The sequence below is a fragment of the Caulobacter sp. SRI_008 genome, assembly GCF_057586355.1.
The window spans coordinates 135,986-158,592 of sequence record NZ_JBYCZS010000010.1 but is presented as its reverse complement, the minus strand read 5'-3'; the positions used below and the strand labels follow the sequence as shown (position 1 = coordinate 158,592).

The window sequence follows — 22,607 nt, the reverse complement described above, 5'->3', positions numbered from 1 at the left end:
CCCCTGGGTCCCGGCTCTACGCTTCGCTTCGGCCGGGATGACGAGCTTTGGAGCGACCTCTTACGCCGCCCGGGCGTACGCCACCCGGAACCCCACGTGCGACGTCCCCAGCCCCTCCTCCTGCGCCTGCCAGGCGGCGGGGCGGAAGTTGGCGCAGTAGTTGAAGGCGCAGAGGAACGAGCCGCCCTTGATCAGGCGTTCAGGACCACCGCTGGCCGCCGGACTGGAGGTCCACTCCCAGGCGTTGCCGATCATGTCCACGAGGCCGAAGGCGTTGGCGGAAAAGCAGCCGACGGGCGCGAGGCCCATGAAGTGGTCCTCGTTGCTCTGGGCCAGCGGGAACTCGCCCTGCCAGGTGTTGGCGGTCGGCTTGCCGTCGTCGTCATAGGCCCAGCCTTGCGGCGAGCGCGGGCCGGACTGGTCGCCGCGCGCCGCCCGCTCCCATTCGGCCTCGGTCGGCAGGCGCCCGCCGGCCCAGCGGGCGTAGGCCTGGGCGTCGTCATAGGTCACGTGCACCACCGGCTCGTCGGCATGGGCCAGGTCGTCTGCCCCGCCGCCGTGCGGATGACGCCAGTTGGCCCGGCGCACCAGTTTCCACCACTGGGCCGCGTCGTCGCCGGACAGGTGCTCGGGCTGGACGAACACCGCCGAGTCCCCGTCACGCTCGGCTTGGGTGACATAGCCCGTGGCGTCGACGAAGGCGGCGAACTGGCGGTTGGTGACCTCGTGGCGGTCGATCCAGAAGCCTTCGACGGCCACGGCCTTGCCCGGCCGTCCGGGTCCGTCCTCGCCCAGCGCCACGGCGCCGGCGGGGACGAAGGCGCGGCCTTGCTGGGGTCTGCAGGCGCCGGGGGCGGCGGCGCGAATGGCCGCCACCTCGACGCCGGCCGGATCGGCGACCGTGAAGCCGCTCGTCGCCAGGCCGGCGACGAGGGCTCCGGCGGCGACCGCCCAGGACAGGCCGCGCCGGCTCATCGACCGGTCGGCTTGGCCGCACCGGCGCCCGCGGGAGGCGCGGCGGGCGGCAGGATCACGCCATTGTCGGCGGCGTAGCGGTTCCAGGCCTCGACCAGTTCCTTCAGCTTCTCGGGCTGGCTGGCGGCCAGGTCGACGGCTTCGGCCGGGTCGCTCTTCAGGTTGAAGAGCTGCCAGTTGGCCGGCAGCACGGCTTCGCGCGAATAGGCCACGCCGCCCGGGGCGGTAGGCAGGTAGACCGCCTTCCAGTCGCCGCGACGCACGGCCCGGCGGAAGAACAGCTCCCACGCCACGGTGTCCTGCGGGCCGCGCACCGAGGCGTCGGGGCTGGCCAGGGCCTGGACCCACGAATGGCCGATGGCGGGGGCGACGGGACGGCCGCGATAGGTCTCCGGACGCTTGACGCCCGCCAGCTCCAGCACCGTGGCCTCGACGTCGGTGACATGGGCCAGAGAGTCGACGATGCGGCCCGCGCCCTTGACGCCGGGGCCCTCGACGATGGCCGGCGTGTGGATGCCGCCCTCGGTCGAATAGCCCTTCACCAGCCGCGTCGGCGACGTCGCCGCCTGAGCCCAGCCGGGGCCGTAGCCGACGTGCGAGCTGGCGCGGCCCAGGTTGTCGAAGCTGTTGTCGACTTTCAGCGCCGCCAGCTTGGCCGGGTCGAAGACCGCCCGCACGGTGTCGATGCGGCTGCCCTCGGCGCCGTTGTCCGACAGGAAGACGATGACGGTGTTGTCGTACTGGCCCGTCTCCTTCAGGGCCGCCACCACCTTGCCGACGTTCTGGTCGAGGCGATCGACCATGGCCGCGTAGATCTCCATCTTCCGCGCCTCGACCTTCTGCTGCTCGGGCGTGAGCGAGCTCCAGGCCGGCACGTCGACGAACGGGTGCGGCTTGGCGTCCTTGGCGACCAGGCCCAGGGCTTTCAGCTTGGCCAAACGCTGCTCGCGCAGGGCCTCGTAGCCGGCGTCGTAGCGGCCTTTGTACTTGGCGATGGTCTCGGGCGGGGCCTGCAGCGGCCAGTGCGGCTCGGTGAAGGTCAGGTAGCCGAAGAACGGTCGGCCGTCCTTGGCGCCGTCACGGACATACTGGGCCATCCGGTCGCCATAGAAGTCGGCCGAGAACACGCCCTTGGGATAGGTCACGACCTTGCCGTCCTCGCGGAAGGTCGAGGCCGCGCCGGCGGCCGCATAGGCCTCGTTCTGGTCCTCGCCATAGTGGTTCTGCAGGCCTTGCAGCAGGGCGTAGGAGCGCTCGAAGCCGCGCGCGGTCGGCGACTGGTCGTCGGTCAAACCGAGGTGCCACTTGCCGGCCATCACCGTGCGGTAGCCGGCGTCGCGCAGCAGCTCGGCCACGGTCACCGAGCGGTCGTTGAGATAGCCCTCGTAGCCGGGCTGGCCCTTCTGGCCGGGGGTCAGGATCTCGGCCATCGAGCCCAGGCCCACCTGGTGGTTGTCCGAGCCGGTCAGCAGCATCGAGCGGGTCGGCGAGCAGGTGGCGGCGGTGTGGAAGCCCGACAGGCGCACGCCGGCCTTGGCCAGGGCGTCGAGGTTCGGCGTCTCGATCTCGCCGCCGAACGCGCCCAGATCAGAATAGCCCAAGTCGTCGGCGACGATGATCAAGAAGTTCGGCCGCTTCTCCACGCCGCGCGTCGCGGCCGGAGCCGTCGGTTCGGCGGCGTTGGCGAGGCCGCCCGCAAGACCTCCAGCCAGGCAGGTCGCGGCGATCATGGCGCCGGCCAGGAGCCGTCCGCGCAGGGTGGTTCGGTAGGTCTTCATGACGCTTTCCCTCAGCTTTCCCTTTCCCCTAAGGCCTCCTCGCTCGGAGGCGCTTACGACAATTTCGAAACGCACCGTTGAGAATTTCTGTAATGCCGATCGGAGTAGTTGGGATTTAAAGCTCCCTCCGCACCGCAACGACGACGCATCGGCGAAGGGCCCGCCGAGGCGTCAAGGACCGTCGTTCTTCTGCGGTTGTTCTTGCTGTTTATGGGGGCTCCACAACATGTCGGGCGCGCAACATTCTCTCCGCCAGGCGAATACTCGCCTCGACCACAACCACGGCGTTACCCTGCGTCGTCTGGCCTTGGCCGCCGCCTCCTGCGCGGCCCTGATGGCCGGCGCGCCCGCCTTCGCCGCCGAGACGCCCGTAGAGCCCGCGGCGGCGCCTGATGACGCCGTCGGCCTGGACTCGGTGGTCGTCACCGCCCGCCGCCGCGAGGAAGACGCCCAAACCGTGCCGGTCGCGGTTTCCGCTTTCGGCGGCGCCCAGCTGGAAAAAGCCCGCGCCTACAATGTCCGCGACCTGCAGCAGCTCTCGCCGAGCCTCAGCGTCAGCGTCACCAACCCGCGCAACACCAGCATCAACATCCGGGGCCTGGGCAACAACGTCTCGGTCTATAACGACGGCCTGCAGTCGGCGGTCGGCGTCTATCTGGACCAGGTCTATCTGGGCCGTCCGGGCCAGGCGGTGTTCGATCTGGCCGACCTCGACTCCGTGCAGGTGCTGCGCGGCCCGCAGGGCACGCTGTTCGGCAAGAACACCTCGGCCGGCGCTCTGGTGATCGCCACCAAGGAGCCGAAGTTCACGCCCGAGTTCGCGGCCGACGTCACCGGCGGCAACTACAACTACTTCCAGGCTCACCTGGCCGTCGCCGGTCCGATCGTCGACGACAAGCTGGCCTTCCGCGTCGCCCTCGCCAACACCCAGCGCGACGGCTACATGACCAACGTCTATGACGGCTCCAAGACCCAGGATTATCACGACTTCGGCGGCCGCGTTCAGTTCCTGCTGACCCCGAACGAGAAGCTGAAGATCAAGCTGTCGGGCGACTACGGCCAGCAATATTCCAACACCGCCGCCAGCGTGCTGACCGGCCTCTTCACCAACTACGCCGACGACGGTACGGCCTATCCGAACGGCTTCCTCGCCCGCTCCGCCCGCGTCGGCTACACGCCGCCGGCCATTGATCCCGATGCGCGCCTCGTCACGGTCAACAGCAAGAACAGCTATTTCGAGACCCACGGCGGCGTCTCGGCCATCGTCGACTACAGCCTCGACGGCGCCACCATCACCTCGGTCACCGGCTACCGCGCCTGGCACTGGCGGCCGCACAACGACGGCGACGGCACCACCGCCTCGGCCCTGCTCGACGCCCACCAGGATAACGACCAGCAGCAGTTCAGCCAGGAACTGCGCATCCGCTCGGAAGGCGACCGCAAGGTCGACTACGTGGCCGGCCTCTACTACTTCTGGCAGGATCTCGAAGCCAAGGCCGTCACCTACTACGGCCCGCAGGCCGCCGACTGGTTCCTGGCGCCGGCCGCCGCCTCCGCGACCGTCCGCGCCGCGGCGCTGAACAACTATTCGATCGTCAGCCACTCCAGCCCCGAGACCAACAGCGCGGCGGCCTTCGCCCAGGGCACCTGGCACGTCACCGACCGCTTCGATATCACCGGCGGCCTGCGCTACACCTACGAGAAGATGACCGGCTGGTTCGACCAGACCGCCTGGGGCGCCGACCTGTCCGGCCTCAGCACTGCCGACCAGGCCACGGCGATCGCCCTGCGCGCCCGCTTCGGCGCGGCCAACAGCTTCTCGTCCGAGACCTCGGGCGACAGCCTGACCGGCAACGTCACCCTGGCCTACACCTTCGAAGGCGGCCCGCTGCTCTATGCGACCTACGCCCGGGGCTACAAGGCCGGCGGCCTGAACCTGTCGAACATCAACACCTCCGGCGCCAACGCCGTCGATCCGGTCATCGATCCGGAGACCATCGACAGCTACGAAGCCGGCCTGAAGAGCACCTGGCTGGACCGTCGCCTGACCGCCAACCTCGCCCTGTTCTGGACCGAGGACGAAGGCTACCAGACGACCTCGATCAACCTGATCAACAACGTCAGCTACCTGACCAACGCCGGCAGCGTGCGCAGCCGGGGCGTCGAACTGGACGTGCGGGCCGCGCCGATCGAGGGCCTGACCCTCTACGGTTCGACCACCTACAACGACGCCAGCTATACGAGCTACGAGCGGGCCGCCTGCCCGATCGAGGTCCACCTGACGACCTATTGCGACCTTTCCGGCCGGCGCCTGCCGGGCGTGTCGCTGTGGGCCGCCTCGACGGGCGGTGAATACCGCCGGGCCGCCGGGACCTGGCGCGGCGCCGCCCTGGAGGGCTATGCCGGCTACGACGCCAGCTATCGCTCGTCCTACTACACCACCGCCGCGGACTCCGAATATTCGAAGATCAAGGGCTACACCCTGCTGAACCTGCGCGCGGGCATCGGCTCGGAAGACGGCCGATGGGACCTGCAGGTCTGGGGCCGCAACGTCTTCGACAAGCTCTACTACCTGTCGCTGGGCGCGGGGAACACCGGCGCCGTCGCCGGCACCCTGGGCGATCCGCGCACCTTCGGCGTCACCCTGCGGGTGCGTCGCTAGGCCTGATGAGTGGTCCTCGTCCTTCGACAAGCTCAGGATGAGGACCAATTCAGGCTCGGCGTTTGAAAAACCTCATCCTGAGCTTGTCGAAGGACGAGGTTTTCGCCCCGGAAAAGCAGCTCAAAACGACAAACGGCGGGGGCCCTGGCCCCCGCCGTTTCCATTTCAGGGCTCGCCGGCCTCTTCGCCCTCGCCGCCGGGCGGCAGGCTCCAGACGTAGTCCTGGCCGAGCACGCGCTTGCTGAACCAGTCCATCTGCACGTTCACCTGGAACAGGCGGTGGCGCAGCTCGCGGAAGTTATGAGGCTCGCGCGGGGCCAGGTAGAGCTCGCTCTCGACGCCCAGGGCCCGCAGCGCCCGGTTCAGCATCACCGACTGGGTCCACGGCACCCGCTCGTCCTCGGCGCCGGCCAGGATCAGGGTCGGGGTCTTGACCTTGTCCAGCTGGCTGAGCGGCGAATTGTCCGTGTACAGATCCCGTCGCGCGGTCGAGCCGTAAGGCGGCGTCACGAACCACTCGGTGCGCTGCCAGCGGTTGTCCGAGGTCAGGTACATCGACGGCCAGTCCACCGCCCCCGCGCCCGAGGCCGCGGCCTTGAAGCGGTCGGTGACGGTGATCAGGCGGTTGGTCATGTGGCCGCCGGCGCTCCAGCCCATCACGCCCAGGCGGTCCGGATCGGCCAGACCCTTGGCCACCAGGTTGTCGACGCCCGACAGCACATCCTTGTCGGCATGGCGGAAATAGCCAGCGTTCATCCCCTGCAGGAATTCGTCGCCATAGCCGGTGCCGCCCCGATAGTTGACGCTCAGCGTCATCACGCCCTTGGCCGCCAGCAGCGGGTTGAAGCGGCCATAGGCGAAGATGTTGAACACGTCCGATGAGCGCGGCCCGCCGTGGCTCTGCACGATCAGCGGGTAGCGACGGCCCGGCTGGTAATCGAGCGGATAGGTGACGAGGCCCTCCAGCGCCTGGCCGTCGGGCGCGGTCCACTGGATCGCCTCCTGGCGCGGCAGGCGGAAGCGCTGCGCGATGTCGTCGTTCAGGTGGGTCACCTGCACCGGCGCAGGCTTGGCCGGGTCGATGCGGAACACCTCGCCCGGCGAGGTCGCCGAGGCCTTGAAATAGACCACCGTCTTGCCGTCGCGGGTCAGGGTGACGTCGCCGGCGGCGTGGTCGCCGCGGGCCAGCGGGCGCACGGCCTCGCTCTTCACGTCGACCGCGAACAGCTCGCGCCGCACGCCGGTGGTCGCGGTGATGTAGATCTCGCGGCCGTCGGCCGACCAGGCCGCGTCCTCGATCTCATAGGGCAGGCCGTGGGCCAGCTCGCGCGGCGCGCCGCCGGCCAGCGGCGCGACGAACAGGTTCGGATTGACCGTGCCGTAGCGGCCGTTCTCGGCCGTGGCCAGGAACAGAACCGAGCGGCCGTCGGGCGACAGGCGCGGCGTGCTTTCCTGGAAGTCGTTGTCGGTCAGGCGACGGTCGGGCCCCTGCCCCGTCTTCACCCACAGCTCGGATTTCGGATTGTCGTCCAGCAGATGCGAGGGCGCGCGGCGGTAGAGGATGCTCTTGCCGTCGGCCGACAGGTCATAGGCCTCGACCTCGAAGTCGCCCTCGACCACCGGCTCGGCCTTGCCGTCGGCGAGGGTGATCCGCCACAGCCGGCCGCGCGCCTGCGGCGTCTCGAAGGCGACCATGTCGTCCTTCTCGCGCTTGCGCTTGGCCACCGGCTTGGAATCCGGTGCGTCGGCCAGGAAGTAGAGCGCCGAGCCGTCCGGCGACCAGCGCAGGTCCGACGGGCTGGTGCGCAGCTTGCCGAGACGGCGCGGCTCGCCGCCGTCGATCGGCGACAGATAGATCTGCCGGCCGCTGTCGCCGTCGCGCTTGGCGGTGAAGGCGAAGCGCTTGCCGTCCGGCGCCCAGGCCGCGCCCGAGGCCGGTCCCTCGACCATCCGCCGAGGATCCGAACCGTCCAGGCCCACGCGCCACAGGTCGTCCTGCACGGCGTTGGCCTTCCAGTCGACGCGGCCGACCGAATAGAGCACGAACCGCCCGTCGGGCGAGACCTTCGGGTCGGAGAGCTTCTCGAGGCCCACCAGATCGGTGGCGGTCATGACACGCGGGGCGGCCCAGCCGTGCGAGGCCACGGACGCGAGCAGGCTTCCGGCGGCCAGGGCCGCCAGGCGGAAACGAAACATCGAAAAGCTCCGGAAATGAAATCGCCGGCGCCCCGAAGGGCGCCGGCGAGGAAGGCGTCGTGCTTAGAACGCGACCTGCAGGCCCAGGGTGTAGGCCCGGCCGGTCACGCCGTAGACGGCGCTGTAGTTGTAGTCGTTGCCCGACTCCGTGCCGCTGGGCAGGAACGGACCCTGGTTGTCGAACACGTTCTTGATCGTGCCGAACACGCGCAGGTCCTTGTTCTTCGGATCCGGGAAGAACTTCACCGACACGTCGTGGCGCCAGAAGGCGTCGACGTTCAGGTACATCGGATCGGTCACGCCGGCTTCCGCGAAAGCGGCCGCCAGATCGTTGTCGTCCACGGCCTTGCCGATGTAGTTGGTCGTCCACTGCAGGTTCCAGTGGCGGCCGCGCCAGGCCAGGCTCGCCATGCCCTCGTTCTTCGAGGTGCCGACTTCGCCCAGGTCGTCGTTGACGGTCGTGCCGTCGATGCCCTGGTAGCGGCTCTCCAGCTTCAGACGCCGGCTGTAGTTGGCGCGGAAGGTGAAGTCGCCAGGCACGCTCCAGCGATCCAGGTCGAAGCGATAGCGCAGGGCCACGTCGACGCCGCTGGCGCGCAGGTCGTCCAGGTTTTCCGCGAGGTTCAGGATCTTGGAGATCTGGCCCTCGGCGTCACGGCTGATGACGTTGCAGAAGCGGTTGTCCGTGCCGCTGGTCGATTGATAGCACTCGGCCAGCAGCTGGCTGTTGGACAGCGACGAGATCGCGTCGGCCACCTTGATGTCGTAGTAGTCGACGCTCAGGTTGAAGCCGCGCAGGAACGTCGGCTGGAACACGAAGCCGACCGTCAGGGTGTCGGCGGTCTCTTCCTTCAGGTCGATGTTGCCGCCGTTGGGCGAATTGACGCTGGTGACTTCCGAGGTGAACACGCCCTCGGCCGCGATGGCCGCGGCGATGCCGGGGTTGGCGCGGCAGTTCTGGGCCACAGTGCCGGTCGTGGAGGCGGTCACGCCGCTGCAGGGGTCGGCGACCGAGTCATAGTCGTCGCGGGGCGGCGAATAGAGCTCGGTGGTGTCGGGCGCGCGCTGGGCCCGGCTCCAGGCGGTGCGGAAGCGCAGGCCGTCGATCGGCGCCCATTGCAGACCGCCGCGATAGCTGACCGTCGTGCCGACGTTCTCCAGATTGTAGTGGGCGACGCGCACGGCGCCGTCGATTTCCAGGCGCTTGATCAGCGGCAGGTCCTTCACCAGCGGCACCGAGGCTTCCACGAAGGCTTCCTTGGCCTTCACCACCCCGGTGTATTCGGGGATGTAGGCGAAGTTGGTCAGGCCGTTCTGGGTCAGTTCGTCGGTCGTGGTGCGGGTCTTGTCGCGACGCAGTTCGAAGCCGAACGCGGTCTCGATCGGGCCGGCCGGCAGCTGGAACAGCTCGCCGGTCATGTAGCCTTCGACCGTGTCCTGGCGGTTCTGCGGGCGATACCAGACGTCGGCGCGGATGTAGTCAGCCGCCGCGGCGCTGATCGAGCCGATACCGAACAGGTTCAGCGGAACGCAGCCGTTGGCGCGGGCCGTGGCGTCCTTGCACTGGATCTGGCCGGTCGTGGTGTTCAGCTCGGAGTTCAGCGCGTTCTTCACATTGGCCATGTTCAGGCCGTTCTTGCGCAGCTGATAGCCGTCGAACTCGCCGTAGCCGTAGGTCACGGCCCAGTCCCAGTCGCCGAACGCCTTGCCCTCGGCGCCGGCCCAGCCGCGCAGGGTGGTGCGGCGGTTGTAGATCTCAAGCTCGCCGACCTCGGTCATGCGGCGACGGAAGCTGATCGACGAGGTCGAGGACGAATAGATCGCCGACGGCACGTACGGGTTGGCCCGGGCGATGTTGCCGATCGTGTACTCGTCGTTGACGCCGTAGGTGGTCGAGCTGCTCAGGGCGTAGGGCTCGCGCACCGAGTTGGTGCTCACGCGCGAGGCTTGGAACTGACCCCAGATCTTGATGTCGGACGTGACGTCGTAGGTGATCTTGGCGGCGGCGGACGAGCGCTTGGCCGGGGTGATCAGGGTGCCGTTCTTGCGGGTCTCGTAGCCGTTCACCGCGGTGACGAAGTTCTTCTGCAGGCCGCCTTCGTCATAATAGAAGCTGCTGCTGCGGAAGCGGCCGCCCGGGGTGTAGGTCGACAGGTCCGGACCCGAGACGGTGTTGGTGCCGGCGTCGTAGGCCACCGACTGGGTCGCCCAGTCGCGGTCGGTCGCGTTCAGGGCGTCCTGCTTCTCGTAGGTGCCGCCGATCATGACGAACAGCTTGTCGTCGAAGAAGCGCTTGCCGGCGACCGCCGAGTATTCGAGCGAGCTGCCGCCGCCGTCATCGGTGACGCCGGCCACGGCGCGGGCCTTCACGCCGTCCATCTTGCTGGTGGTGATGATGTTGACGACGCCCGAGATGGCGTCCGAGCCGTAGACGGCCGAGGCGCCGCCGGTGCTGATCTCGACGCGGTCGACGAAGAACTCCGGAATGGAGCTCAGGCTGACGGCGTTCTTGTTGCCGGCGTTGGACACCGTGCGGTGGCCGTCGATCAGGGTCAGGGTGCGGTTCTGGCCCAGCGAGCGCAGGCTGACGGTCGACAGGCCGTTGTCCTGCACCGCCGACTGGCTGGTCGACAGGTTGACGCCGATATCGACGCCCGGCAGGTCGGTCAGGGCTTCGGCCAGATCGGTGTAGCCGCTTTCCAGCAGCTCTTCGCGCTCGATGTCGACCACCGGCGAGGGGCTGTCGAAGGTGGTGCGACGCAGGCGCGAGCCGGTCACCACGACTTCTTCAACCTGGACAGCAGGGCCTTGATCTACGGCTTCGAACGAGGCGGGTTGAACGGTGGCGACCGGGGCGGCGCCCGGCTGGCGCACGATCAGCGCGCCCGAACCATCCTCGACCACTTCCAGGCCGGCCGAGCCGGCCATGCGACGGGCAGCCTCGATCGGGGTGTAGCGGCCGACCACGGCGCCGGCGCGACGCCCGGCCACGGCCTTGGGCGAGAACAGGATGTTGGTGCCGGTTTCCTTGCCAAGCTCGCGCAGCGCCTTGTCCAGAGGCTGAGCCTGCACGTCCACGGCCACGGCCTGGCCGAAGGCCGCCCCGGCCGTCAGCAGCACGCCCACGGCCGCCGATCCGGCCAGCATCCGGCGCAGCCGGCCGTCGTTCCCCATCGTCATGAAAATCTAGTCCCCTCTCAGCCCGACATTTTCGGGCTCTAGAGGCCTGACGACGGCGGTCGATTTTTCCTCAGCAACTTTTTTCGGGGCCGCGAAACGACGCGTTCATGCCCCGCCGCGCGGCTCGATCAGCAGCCCGCCGGCGCTGGTGTGGACCTTCAGGTCGAGCAGGGTCGCCACCGAACGGGCGAAGGCCTCGTTGTCGCCGGCCTTGTAGACGCCGCTGATCCGCAGCTCCTCCAGGCCCGGCTCCGAGAGCACGATGCGGCGACGGCTGTAGCGGTTCATCTCGGCGATGGCGGCGGCCAGGGTCTGGTCGTCGAACACCGCCTGGCCGAAGCGCCAGGCCGTGGCGGCCTGGACGTCGGCGGTCTCGCGGCGCGGCGCGCCCTCCCCGGCCATGACGATCCGCTGGCCGGCGGCGGCGGTCAGGCGACTGGAGGGCTGGCCGGCGTCCATCACCAGCACATGGCCCTCGACCGCCGTCACGGCCACGGCGGAATCGTTCAGCGACACGTCGAAGGCGTCGCCGCCCTCGCCGACGATCTCGCGGCCCTCGGCGGTGACCACGAACGGCTTCACCGGATCGGTCGCGGCGCGGAAGAAGGCCCGTCCGCGCACCAGGGTCGCCTTGCGCTTGCGGCCGCCCAGGTGGACCCGGATGCGGCTGTCGGCGTCGAGCAGGATCGAGGTGCCGTCGTCGAGATGCAGGGTGCGGGTCTCGCCGATGCCGGTGGCGTAGACCTCCGGCGCCAGGGCCAGCCAGCCGATACCGACCGCGCCGACGCCCACCCCGGCCAGCACCGCGCGGCGCGCCATCGACGGCGCGCCGCGGCGGGTGGAGGCGGCTATCTCGGGATCGTGCTTAAGAGCGCCGGCCAGTTCCCAGGTCGCCGTCAGGGCGTCGAAGCTGGAGCGGTGATCCTCGGAACGACTCAGCCAGAGCTTGAACTCGGCCTCGTCGGCCGGGCCGCGCGCGTCGCTGCGCAGGCGGGCCAGCCAGTCGGCCGCCTCCTTGCGTACAGCGTCGAGATCGCGCGCTGGGCTCACCACTTCTCGGTCCATCCGGTCAGGAACAGGGCCGCCTTGGCCACGTGCTTTTCCACGGCGCTGACGGTGATCCCGAGGCGCTCTGCGATCTCCCGATACTTCAGCCCCTCCAGTCGGTGAAGCAAAAAGACTTCGCGTGTCCGCGGACTGAGACGCGCCAGGCCCAGTTTCAGCCGCGCCAGACGCTCGCGCGCCCGCAAAACCTCGTCCTGCAGCGGATTGGCGTCGGCCAGGGCGTTCTCGACGAAATCGAGACCCTCCTCGGGCCGCCGCGCCCTCTGGCGGCGCTCGTCGATGGCCAGGTTCACCGCCGCCCGGGCGACGAAGGCCTCGGGGTTGTGAAGCGCGTTGGCCCGCCGGTATTCCAGCATCCGCAGCATGGCCGACTGGACCACGTCTTCCGCGCCGGCGGGGTCGCGCGTGATGCGCGTGATGCGGCGCACCAGCCCGCGCCAGCCCTCGTCCTTCACACCGATCGCCCCTGCCCGCCCTCGATGGCGCGCTTCTTTGCTGTCGGCGCGCGCCTCGTCAACGGCTAGCTCTGCAAGCCCGGGACCGGCCAGTCAACTGCCCGCCGCGCAGGCGCCCTCCCCGATGAAAAGCCTTTTGGATCAAGGACAACGAAGCCTGAGGGAGAGCGCTACAACGCTCTCCACCTGACCGTGCGCCCCATTCACTCGCTGCGCAACGCCTTGCCGGGCGAGGTCGCGGCCGCCGCCCAGCCCAGCCCGCCGACGGTCGCCAAGCCCACCGCCAGAGCCGCCGCCGCGCCGGCCAGGAAGATCCCCGGCCCAATGCCCACGGGGTCGTCGAACTGCGACAGCCAGCGCCGCAGCGCCCACCAGGCCAGCGGCCAGGCGATCAGGCAGGCGATCAGGATCGGCCGCAGGAACTGGCCGATCAGCAGCCGCGCCACCTGCGGGCTCGACGCCCCCAGCACCTTGCGCAGGCCCACCTCCCGCGCCCGTCGCGAGGTGTTGAACGCCGCCAGGCCGTAGAGGCCGATGCAGCCGATCCCCGCCCCCGCCGCGGCCCCCAGGCTGAACAGGTTGGAGCGATCGCGCTGGGGCTTGTAGTAACGATCGAGATTGGCGAGCGCCGTCTTGCCCTCGAACGGCGTGCTCGGCGCGGCCTGCCGCCAGGCCGCCTCCAGCCGCGCCCGCATCGCCGCATCGTCCACCCCCGAATAGCGGACCATGGTGATCGGCCAGTCCGCCGGCCACCAGGCCGGATAGCCGCTGAACAAGTAGATCTTGGCCGACACCTTCTCCATCGGACTGTAGAAGCGCATGTCCTCGACCACGCCGACGACGCGCACCTTGCGGCCGGCGAAATCCATCAGCTTGTCCAGCGCCTCCTCCGGAGAGGCGTATTCCATCAGCTTCACGGTCGCGCGGCTGATCACCACGTTGGTCACGGTGTCGGGCGTGGCCTTCGGATCGTACTGCTCGTCGCCGCCGTGCTGCAGGTCCAGCAGCCGCCCGGCGATCAGCTTGCCCCCCAGCGCCTGGAAGTAGTCCGGACCGATCGACGACAGGTTCAGGGTGGGCGAAAGACCCGGGCGCGCGGCCCGGTCAAGGCGCGTGGCCGACGAGTTGCTGTTGAAGCTGTCGTCGGCCGGGGCGTTGCTGCTGGCCGTCACCGCGATCACGCCGGGGATACGCCTGACCGCCTCCCAATAAGCGTTGCGCTGCTCGGGCGTGACGCCCACCCCGCGCGTGGCCGTGACCAGAAAGAGCCCGTCGCGGCGATAGCCGAAGTCGGCGTCCTGCATGTGCCGGATCTGGCCCAGGAACCCCAGCATCAGCACGAAGGCGGCCACCACCGCGGCGAACTGGCAGACCACCAGCGCCTCGCGCAGCCGCGCGCCGAACCGGCCGCCGCTGGGCGCGCGGCTCGAGGCCAGCACCTGGGCCGGTTTGAACGCCGCCAGCATGAAGGCCGGATAGACCGCCGCCAGCAGGCCCGCCGCCAGCACCACGCCGAACACGCCCGCCACCCAGGCGCCGTCCTGCCGGTAGTCGAGATCCAGCGACAGCCCGCCGGCCGCGTTGATCAGCGGCAGGGCCAGTTCCACCACCGCCAGGCCGATCAGGAACGCCAGGGCGATCGTAACCGCCGCTTCGCCCAGGAACTGGGTCCGCAGCGTCCCGGGTCCAGCGCCCAGCGTCTTGCGCACGGCCACTTCACGAGCCCGCAGGCCCGCCCGCGCGGTCGCCAGGTTCACATAGTTGATCAAGGCCAGAGCCAGGGCCACGATCCCGACCACGCCCAGGGTGTCGACCGCCGCCCGCTGCTTCGGATCCAGCAGGTGCACGTCGCCCGCGGGTACGAACTTCAGGGCCAGCATCTCATGCGGGACGACGTCGCCGAAGGTCTTGCCCACCCGCCGGTCGACGAAGGCCGGCAACTGCGCCTCGAGGGCGCGGGCCTGCTCGGGCCGGTCGAACTTGAAGAAGGTGTTGAGCTGGATTGACCCCCAGTGATGCCAGCTCTCTTCCTTGGCGGTCCTGACGGCGGTCAGCGGCCGCAGCATGTCGAGCTTGAGGCTGGAGTTCTTAGGCAGGGTCTTGAGCACCGCGCTGATCGTGTAGCTCGCCCGCCCTTCGGTGTCGGTCATCTCCAGCGTCCGCCCGACGACGTCCACCGTGCCGAAATACTTGCGCGCCAGATCCTCGGAGATCGCCATCCGGCTCGGATCGGCCAGGGCCGTGCGGGCGTCGCCGGCCAGCAGCGGGACCTGGAAGAAGTCCAGGAACTCGGGATCGACCAGCTCCATCTGCTCGGCCGTGGCGACCGCGCCCCTGTGCACCGTGGCCTGCTGGGACCAGTCGCGCACGCCCCGCACGTCGGGATAATCGGCTTTCATCTCCTCCAGCAGGCCGCCCATCGCCCCCACCCGCGTGGCGTTGGAGAACCCGGGGATGTTGTAGGCCACCCCGCCCGCGTAGATCTTGCCGCGCTCGGGCGTCCAGCGCTCGTAGCTGGTCTCGAAGCGATAGAGCAGGCTCAGCGTCAGGAATGTCGCAACGCCCAGGCTGAGGCCCAAAAGGTTCAGCGCCGCATAGAGCGGCCGCCGGGTGAACGAGCGCCAGAAGGCGACCAGGATCGAACGCAGCACGCCCCGCCTCCTCAGATCGCCTGGGCGACGGAGGCCACCAGCCGCCCGTCGAGAATGTCGATGCGGCGGCCTGCCTGGTCGGCGTGGCTGGGCGAGTGGGTGACCATGACGATGGTCGCCCCGGCCGCGTTCAGGCCCTTGAGGATCTCCATCACCTGGGCCCCGTTCTCGGTGTCGAGATTGCCGGTAGGCTCGTCGGCCAGGATCAGGCTGGGCTCACCGACGATGGCGCGAGCAATCGCCGCCCGCTGCTGCTGGCCGCCCGACAGCTGGTGCGGGAAGTGCCGCGCCCGATGCCCCACGCCCACCCGGTCCATCGCCGCCTCGACCAGCGCCCGGCGCGAGCCCTGGCGGCCCTTGCGATAGAGCAGGCCCAGCTCGATGTTCTCGGCGATGGTCAAATCGTCGACCAAGTTGAAGCTCTGGAAGATGAAGCCCAGCCGCTGGGCGCGATGCTGGGCCAGGGCCGCCTCGCTGCTGGCGGTCAGGTCCGCGCCGTCGAACAGGTAGCGGCCCTCGGTCGGCCGGTCGATCGTGCCCAGGATGTTCAGCAGCGTGGACTTGCCGCAGCCGGACGGGCCCATGATGGCCACGAACTCGCCCTGGCGGATGGTCAGCGACACGTCGTGCAGGGCCGTGGTCTCGATCTCGTCCGACCGATAGCGGCGCGAGAGGGATTTCAGTTCGATCATGGTCAGTCTCTCGCTCGAAGTCGCAGGGTCTTGGCTTTCTGCAGGTCCTGGGCGCCGGCGGTGACGATCCGCTCGCCGGGCAGGAGGCCGCTCACCACCTCGACCTGTTCGGGATTGCGCCGGCCGATGGTCACCGCCCGCCGCTCGGCCCGTCTGCCGTCGGGCGACAGGACGAAGGCCCAGGTTCCCCCAGTCTCGCTCAGCCAGGCGCCCGAGGGGGCGATCACCGCACTGGCCGGCTGGCCCAGCGACAGGCGCAGGTCGATGGCCTCGCCGCGCTTGAGGCCGGCGGGCTGGGCGCCGGCAAAGGCCAGCTCCACCGTCACCCGCCCGGCCGTGACCTGGGGAAACACCTTGGCCACGCGGGCCTGCACCGTGCGGCCATGGACGGTCGCCTCGGCGCTCTGCCCCACAGCCAGGCGCTGAAGGTAGAATTCGTCGACCTGGGCCCGCAGCTTGTAGGCGTCCTCGACGTCAACCTGACCCAGGCTCTGGCCCAGGGTCACGGCCTGGCCGGGCTTGAGGTCGAAGGCCGTCAGCCGGCCGCTCATGGGCGCGCGGACGACCAGGGCCGAGCGCCCCGCCCCCACCTCCACCAGGTTGCGCCGCAAGTCCTCGGCCGTGCGGGCCGCCTGAGCGCGTTGCGAAACATAGAACCCCTTGTCCGAGGCCTGGCCCGCCTTCAGCGCCGCCACGCGCTGGCGCTGGTAGGCGGCCTCGTCGGCATAGGGCTTGACCGCCGCCTCGCTGAGCAGGTCGCGCGACAGCAGCACCTGGCGCTTCTCCAGCTCCTGCTGGGCCTTGTTCAGCGCGTGCGAAGCGTCGGCCAGGGCCTGCTCACGGCTTTCCTCGGCCGACTTCAGCGACATCACCCGGCTGGCGTTGTCGCTGATCCGCGCCGAGATGTCGGCCTCGCGGGCGGCGGCGTCGAGGCTGAGCTGGGCGTTGCTGAGCCGCGCCAGCACCTGGCCGGCGCTGACCCGGTCGCCGTCGGCCGCCCCGACACTCTCGACCCGGCCCGAGGCCTCGGCCGCCACCAGGGTGGTCTCGGCCGGCGCCGCCTCGGCCCGCACCGGGGCGTAGTCGAGATAGGGCGCGCGGGTCACCGCGCCGATGGTCAGCAGGTTCGCATCGACGTTCACCGACCCCGCCCTCGGCGACAGGGTCCAGGCCGTGGCGCCGACCACGACCACCGCCGCGGCGACCGCGCCCAGTCGATAAGCGCGTTTCGCGTGCCATGGCCGCTCGACGCGGCGATCCATGCCGCCGGCGCCGGCGTCGTCATGGGTTGAGGAAAGCAGGACGGTCCTGGTCATGCTGCTAGGCTAACAGCATCGACGCAATAGGCATAAATAACTGATTTTATTTGATTTATACGGAATTTCAGCAGATTCTCCACCTCAACCGCCGCTTGAGAGTGTACGTTTCCGAACATGTCCGACGCCCGGCCCACCGTCCTCTTTCTCGACGACGATCCAGACATCCTGACCTCCGCCGGCCTGGTGCTGCAGCGGGGCGGTTTCGCCTTCGTGGGGCTGGAGACTCCGGCCGCCGCGCACGAGCGCCTGGCCCAGGGTGGGATCGACCTGCTGCTGCTCGACCTCAACTTCCGGCGCGGCGACACCTCGGGCGAGGCGGGCCTGGCTTTCCTCGAAGCGGCCCTGGCCGCGACGCCCGAACTGCCCGTCGTGGTGGTCACCGGCCATTCGGGCATGGCCATCGCCATCCAGGCCATGCGCCTGGGCGCCCAGGACTTCGTGGTCAAGCCGTGGAACAACGACCGCTTCCTGGGCTCGATCCAGGCGGCGCTGGAGGCTCCGCGCCGCGTGCCCGCCGGCCTGCCGCCCAAGGACCTCAACCTCGAGCGCTCCGAGCGCGCCCTGGTGCAGGCCGCCCTGACCCGGCACGGCTTCAACGTCTCCCAGGCGGCCAAGGACCTGGGCATCACCCGGGCGGCGCTATATCGGCGGATGGAAAAGCATGGGCTTTAGGCCGCTCGCCCTGCTGCTGGCGGTCCAGGCCGCGCTGTTCGCGGTCGGCGCCCTGGCGTGGCTGGCCTTCACCCACGGCCTCTACGCCAACGCCCTGCTCTGCGTGCTGGTCGCCGCGGGCCTGGCCACCGCCCTTTCCCAGCGCCTGCTGTCGGGACGCCCGCTGGCCGCCCGCGCGGCCCTGCCTGGTGAGGCCTTCGCCACCGACCTCAGCCGACGCCGGCTGCAGCTGCTGCTCGACCAGACCCCCTCGCCGATCCTGCTGCGCGGCCAGGACGACCAGGTCATCGCCGTCAACCGCGCCGCCCGGCGGCTGTTCGACACGCCCTACGCCCTGCCCTCGGCCGCCCGCCGCGCTCTCACCGACGGCCAGCCCCTGGCCGACCTCGTCACCCCCGTCCGCTGGCGAGACGCCGCCTACGCCGTCAGCCGCGCCGAACTGATCGAGAACGGCCAGGCCGCCGACCTGGTGGTGCTGACCGACATCTCCGCCGACGTCCGCGCCGCCGAGGCCGCCGCCCTGCGCGACCTGCTGCGGGTGCTGAACCACGAGCTGATGAACGCCCTCACCCCCGTCGCCTCGATGAGCCGCAGCGCCCTCGATTTGCTGCGCGACGGCGGCGACGACGCGACCGCCACGGCGATCAAGGCCCTGGAGCGGGTGGTGGCCCGCACCGCCGGCCTGCAGGACTTCATCAACGCCTACCGCACCATGACCCGCCTGCCGCCGCCGGTGCGCACCCTCGCCGACCTGTCCGCCTGGTTCGACGTCGCCTGCGAGAGCTTCGAGGCCCAGTGGCGCGACAAGGGCGTGGCGCTGGAGCGCACGGCCCCGCCGGAGCTGGAGGTCCGTCTCGACGAGGACCAGATGTGGCTAGCGGTCGGCAACCTGCTCAACAACGCCGCCCAGGCCGCGCTGGAGCGGCCCTCGCCGCGCGTGCGGCTGTCGGCCGAACGCGTGGGTGAAGCCCTGCACATCACGGTCGAGGACTCGGGCCCCGGCGTCGCCCCCGACCAGGCCGACCAGGTGTTCCTGCCGTTCTACACCACCAAGACCACGGGCTCGGGCGTCGGCCTCAGCCTGGCCCGCCAGATCGTCCAGGCCCATGGCGGCGCCCTGGCGCTGCTGCCGCCCGAGCCCGGCGATCCGGACGCCCTGGGCGGCGCGCGGCTGCGCCTGACGCTGGCTTTCTGAACGTCGAAAGAGGTTCCGCTCGGGAAGCTGACATCATCGTGTCTTGGTCGAGAGCCCGCTCGCCTGCAATCTCAGGATAAGGAACGGGAGGACTTTGCCATGACCGAACGCGTCTTTCGACAGGGCGACATGATCCTGCGCACCGGCGCCGGCCTGCCCCACCTGGGCGTCTTCACCGGCCAGGTCTACGAGGTCGAGGATTTCGAGCGCCATCATTCCGAGGGCCTGACCGTGCGCGGCGTGCTCGAGTCTCTCGATCCGGCCGGCTTCGTTCACTACGAGCCCGAGGCCTGAGAGGGATTTCTGGGAGCTGGTGCCGGCTGAGGGGATTGAACCCCCGACCTTCGGTTTACAAAACCGCTGCTCTACCGCTGAGCTAAGCCGGCGCCTCGACGTCGGCGAACGGCGCGCGTTCGCGAACGGGCGTTCTCCTTAGCCGCAGTCGATGACGCGAGGCAATGGCCGCCGTGGGCTGGAATTCACGGCTGAAACCCTCGAAGGGCGCTCCAACACCGTCCTAGAGGAACACCGCCACCGTCTGGCGCGCCGCGATCAGCGGCTGGCCGTCCCGGCTCCACAGCGTCATGGCCTGGGCCGAATAGCCTTCCGCGATGGTTTCCGCGCGGCTGGACATCAGCCGCCAGCCGTCGTCGTCGGGAACCTCGCCCAGCACATCCATCGACCAGGTCATGGTCGAGATCGGCGCGAACTGGTCGAACACCGACAGAGCCGGCGGCGGCAGGGCGTCGGCCAGGGCGACCATCGCCGCCAGCGACCGCGCGGCCGGATCGCGGTGACGGATCCAGACCAGGAATTCCGGCGGACCGCCGCTCAGCGGCCGGCCGCCGGCCACATAGCGAAACTCGAACTGGCGGGCGAAGGCCGGACCCGCGCCCTCCGGGATGAAGAGTTCGAGCGTCTCCGGAGCGGGCGCGTCGGGCGCCGGCAGGTTCAGGTGATCGAGCTTCGAAGCCCGTTCCGCGCCGAAGGTCAGCAGGCCCCGCGTGGCCAGGCCGCCCTCGCCGCTCAGGTCGACATTGGCGAACAGCGCCGACTTGCCCTGCCGCAGCACCTCGACCTTGGCGCTGAGCTCGCCGGCAGCCGGCCCTACGAACGCGAACTGAGCCGAGCGCAGCGGCGGCCCCTCCGGCAGGCGGCGCGCGGCCGCCTCCAGGCACAGGGCCGCCGACAGCCCGCCATAGGTCGTGCGCCCCTGCTTCCAGTCGTCGCCGACGCTGGCGACCACCGCCTCGCCGTCGATGCGCAAGGCCCCGATCAGTTCGCTGTAGCTGGTCACGGACAAGGCTCTCCCCACGCCAGGACGCGGCGCGCGATCGACATAGTCCTAATTCGAAACTGACGTCAATCGACTGTGCGATGGGGGCGCCATGGCGCCCTGGGCTGCCGCGCCCAGCGAAAACCACGCCCTTCGACAAGCTCAGGGTGAGGTTTTCTACTGAACCGCCGCATCAATGGTCCTCATCCTGAGCCTGTCGAAGGACGAGGACCACGCACGGCCCTTCCTACACCGCCTCGACCCGCGCGCCCTCGCGGAACGCCCTGGGCGAGGCCCCCACCGCCTTGGCGAAGAACCGCGAGAAATAGGCCGGGTCGTCGAAGCCCAGGTGATAGGCCGCCTCGGCCACCGTCATGTTGGAATAGAGCAGCGCCCGCTTGGCCTCCAGCAGGATGCGGTCCTGCACCAGCTTCAGCGGCGCCGCGCCCGCCGCCTTGGCGCAGGCCGCCCGCAGGCGGCTGGCGGTGACGCCCAGCAGGTCGGCATAGGCCTCCAGCGACAGATGCTCGCGATAGCGGGCCTCGACCAGTTCCCGGAACCTAGCCACCAGGGCCGCATGGCCGCCGATCGCCGCCGGCCCCTCCCCGGCCCGCGCCGAGACGCTCAGGCGAAGGGCCTCGACCAGCACCGTCAGCAGGTGCGCCTCCACCGCCGCCGCATGGCCCGGCGCGGCCCAGACTAGTTCGCGCGCCAGCCCCTCCAGCGCCCCCTCGACCCGAGAGTCCTTGGCCAGGGCCAGCGCCGCCGGCGCCCGGAACAGGCCCGCGAAGGCCGGCTCGCGCATCGAAAGGTCGCGCAGATAGCTGTCGGCGATGGTCAGCACCGAGCCGGCCGTCCCCACGTCGTAGGCGAAGCCGTGCACCACGCCCGACGGCACCACCAGCAGGCACGGGGCGGTAAAGGCCACCCGGCGGTCCTCGGCCATCATCGTCCCGCCGCCGGTGGTCAGGTGGAAGACGTGGTTGAGGTCGCCATGGGCGTGGGCGCGGATGTTCCAGTCGTTGGGCCGCGTGCGATCGTCCAAGGCCTCCAGATGGATGAACTTGCCCTCGGCGGCCTGGGGCGGCTCGCCGAACAGGAAAAAGCTAGGAACGACAGTCTTTTCCATCGTCAGGCCCGGGAGATCCAGAATTTGTGCGCGATGCGAACACCTGTGCGAAATGTCCAAGTTTTGGCGCGCTCTGTCCATCCCAATCCTAAACCGGAGAGCTAGGCTCCTCCCACACAAGACGCCGTGAGGCGCCCCCAGAGGCGCCCCCAGGGAGCGAGACTAAGGACCCCATGCGCACTCAGGTCGCCATCATCGGCGCGGGCCCCGCCGGCCTCTTCCTTGGCCACCTGCTGAAGCAGGCCGGCGTCGACGCCGTCATCGTCGAGCGCAAGGACCGCCATTACGTCGAAGGCCGCGTGCGCGCCGGCGTTCTCGAACAGATCACCGTCGACCTGATGGAGCGCCTGGGCCTTGGCGCCCGCATGCGCCGCGAAGGTCTGGTCCACGGCGGCACAAACCTGGCCAGCGACGGCGAGGTCTTCCGCATCGACATGGCCGAACTGACCGGTGGTTCGACGGTGATGGTCTACGGCCAGCAGGAGGTCATGAAGGACCTCTTCGACGCCGCCGAAGAGCGCGGCGTTCAGATCGTCTTCGACGCCGACCAGGTCCAGCCGCACGACATCGAGGGCGATAAGCCCTACGTCACCTGGCGCAAGGACGGCGTCGAGCAGCGCCTGGACTGCGACTTCATCGCCGGCTGCGACGGCTATCACGGGGTCAGCCGCGCGGCGATCCCGGAGGGCGTGCTGAAGACCTTCGAGCGGGTCTATCCGTTCGGCTGGCTGGGCATCCTCACCGAGGCCCCGCCCTGCGACCACGAGCTGATCTATTCCAACCACGAGCGCGGCTTCGCCTTGGCCTCGATGCGCTCGCCGACGCGCAGCCGCTACTACGTGCAGTGCTCGCTGGACGACCGGATCGAGGACTGGTCGGACGAGCGGTTCTGGGACGAGGTCTCGATCCGCCTGGGTCCCGACGCGGCCTCGCGCATCGTCCGCGCCCCCTCGTTCGAGAAGTCGATCGCCCCCCTGCGCAGCTTCGTCGCCGAGCCGATGCGCCACGGCCGCCTGTTCCTGGCCGGCGACGCCGCCCACATCGTGCCGCCCACCGGCGCCAAGGGCATGAACCTGGCCGTCTCCGACGTGGTCATGCTGTCGGAAGCCCTGACCGAATACTTCAACGAGGACTCCAAGGCCGGGATCGACGGCTATTCGGCCCGCGCCCTGGCCCGCGTCTGGAAGGCCGAGCGGTTCTCCTGGTGGTTCACCAGCCTGACCCACCGCTTCCCCGACCGCGACGGCTTCGACCGCAAGATGCAGGTCGCAGAACTCGCCTACATCAAGGGCTCGCGCGCCGCCCAGGTGACGCTGGCCGAGAACTATGTCGGTCTCCCTCTGGTCTAAGGGAGCCTTGGAG

Annotated in this window: 16 protein-coding genes and 1 tRNA gene; 5 read left to right on the top strand and 12 right to left on the bottom strand. The window is 69.6% G+C overall.

All coding sequences use genetic code 11. From position 1 onward, the window contains the following. Positions 1–60 precede the first annotated feature (60 nt). Together AC2YHT_RS11235 and AC2YHT_RS11230 are read right to left on the bottom strand one after the other, a co-directional pair. Positions 61–975 carry a formylglycine-generating enzyme family protein gene (locus tag AC2YHT_RS11235; protein WP_487289755.1) on the bottom strand — a complete coding sequence of 305 codons (915 nt, stop codon included), beginning with the start codon at positions 973–975 and terminating at the stop codon, positions 61–63. Further along, complete coding sequence (locus AC2YHT_RS11230) at positions 972–2,753, bottom strand: arylsulfatase (RefSeq protein ID WP_487289754.1); 1,782 nt, start codon at positions 2,751–2,753, stop codon at positions 972–974. Before AC2YHT_RS11230 ends, AC2YHT_RS11235 begins: the two co-directional genes overlap by 4 nt. A 226-nt stretch (positions 2,754–2,979) precedes the next feature. Here AC2YHT_RS11230 and AC2YHT_RS11225 point away from each other — a divergent pair, with 226 nt between their 5' ends. Further along, entirely contained in the window at positions 2,980–5,415 is a 2,436-nt protein-coding gene (locus AC2YHT_RS11225; protein WP_487289753.1) for a TonB-dependent receptor, read from the top strand. Between the two features lie 165 nt (positions 5,416–5,580). Here the strand turns inward: AC2YHT_RS11225 and AC2YHT_RS11220 are convergent, their stop codons facing one another. The 7 genes from AC2YHT_RS11220 to AC2YHT_RS11190 all read right to left on the bottom strand — a co-directional run bounded on the left by AC2YHT_RS11220 (position 5,581) and on the right by AC2YHT_RS11190 (position 16,970). Next, positions 5,581–7,611: an alpha/beta hydrolase family protein gene (locus tag AC2YHT_RS11220; protein ID WP_487289752.1), complete on the bottom strand. Its 2,031-nt coding sequence runs from the start codon at positions 7,609–7,611 to the stop codon at positions 5,581–5,583. Between the two features lie 63 nt (positions 7,612–7,674). Next, positions 7,675–10,791, bottom strand: coding sequence for a TonB-dependent receptor domain-containing protein (locus tag AC2YHT_RS11215; RefSeq protein ID WP_487289751.1), 3,117 nt, complete (start codon positions 10,789–10,791; stop codon positions 7,675–7,677). Between the two features lie 105 nt (positions 10,792–10,896). Then, positions 10,897–11,841 (bottom strand): FecR family protein, encoded by a 945-nt coding sequence (locus AC2YHT_RS11210; RefSeq protein ID WP_487289750.1) that lies wholly within the window; start codon positions 11,839–11,841, stop codon positions 10,897–10,899. Beyond that, positions 11,838–12,311, bottom strand: coding sequence for an RNA polymerase sigma factor (locus AC2YHT_RS11205; RefSeq protein ID WP_487289748.1), 474 nt, complete (start codon positions 12,309–12,311; stop codon positions 11,838–11,840). The genes AC2YHT_RS11210 and AC2YHT_RS11205 overlap by 4 nt, the downstream gene beginning before the upstream one ends. Before the next feature lie 203 nt (positions 12,312–12,514). Next, positions 12,515–14,962 (bottom strand): ABC transporter permease, encoded by a 2,448-nt coding sequence (locus AC2YHT_RS11200; protein WP_487289746.1) that lies wholly within the window; start codon positions 14,960–14,962, stop codon positions 12,515–12,517. Between the two features lie 11 nt (positions 14,963–14,973). Further along, positions 14,974–15,654 (bottom strand): ABC transporter ATP-binding protein, encoded by a 681-nt coding sequence (locus AC2YHT_RS11195; protein ID WP_487289745.1) that lies wholly within the window; start codon positions 15,652–15,654, stop codon positions 14,974–14,976. Between the two features lie 2 nt (positions 15,655–15,656). Next, positions 15,657–16,970, bottom strand: coding sequence for an efflux RND transporter periplasmic adaptor subunit (locus AC2YHT_RS11190; RefSeq protein ID WP_487289743.1), 1,314 nt, complete (start codon positions 16,968–16,970; stop codon positions 15,657–15,659). A gap of 117 nt (positions 16,971–17,087) precedes the next feature. Between AC2YHT_RS11190 and AC2YHT_RS11185 the strand changes: the two genes are divergently transcribed. The 3 genes from AC2YHT_RS11185 to AC2YHT_RS11175 all read left to right on the top strand — a co-directional run bounded on the left by AC2YHT_RS11185 (position 17,088) and on the right by AC2YHT_RS11175 (position 19,134). After that, complete coding sequence (locus AC2YHT_RS11185) at positions 17,088–17,645, top strand: response regulator (RefSeq protein WP_487289741.1); 558 nt, start codon at positions 17,088–17,090, stop codon at positions 17,643–17,645. Next, complete coding sequence (locus AC2YHT_RS11180) at positions 17,635–18,840, top strand: sensor histidine kinase (RefSeq protein ID WP_487289740.1); 1,206 nt, start codon at positions 17,635–17,637, stop codon at positions 18,838–18,840. The genes AC2YHT_RS11185 and AC2YHT_RS11180 overlap by 11 nt, the downstream gene beginning before the upstream one ends. Before the next feature lie 99 nt (positions 18,841–18,939). Further along, a complete protein-coding gene (locus AC2YHT_RS11175) occupies positions 18,940–19,134 on the top strand; it encodes a hypothetical protein (protein ID WP_110120652.1) in 195 nt (64 codons plus the stop codon). 17 nt (positions 19,135–19,151) lie between these two features. Here the strand turns inward: AC2YHT_RS11175 and AC2YHT_RS11170 are convergent. The 3 genes from AC2YHT_RS11170 to AC2YHT_RS11160 all read right to left on the bottom strand — a co-directional run bounded on the left by AC2YHT_RS11170 (position 19,152) and on the right by AC2YHT_RS11160 (position 21,245). Next, a tRNA-Thr gene (locus AC2YHT_RS11170) sits at positions 19,152–19,226 on the bottom strand. A 131-nt stretch (positions 19,227–19,357) separates the two neighbouring features. After that, entirely contained in the window at positions 19,358–20,137 is a 780-nt protein-coding gene (locus AC2YHT_RS11165; RefSeq protein ID WP_487289739.1) for an acyl-CoA thioesterase, read from the bottom strand. 226 nt (positions 20,138–20,363) lie between these two features. After that, positions 20,364–21,245, bottom strand: a complete 882-nt coding sequence (locus AC2YHT_RS11160) for a helix-turn-helix domain-containing protein (RefSeq protein WP_487289738.1) — start codon at positions 21,243–21,245, stop codon at positions 20,364–20,366. 173 nt (positions 21,246–21,418) lie between these two features. On the opposite strand from AC2YHT_RS11160, the gene pobA reads away from it, so the two are divergent. Then, entirely contained in the window at positions 21,419–22,594 is a 1,176-nt protein-coding gene (pobA, locus tag AC2YHT_RS11155) for a 4-hydroxybenzoate 3-monooxygenase (RefSeq protein ID WP_487289737.1), read from the top strand. Positions 22,595–22,607 lie beyond the last annotated feature (13 nt).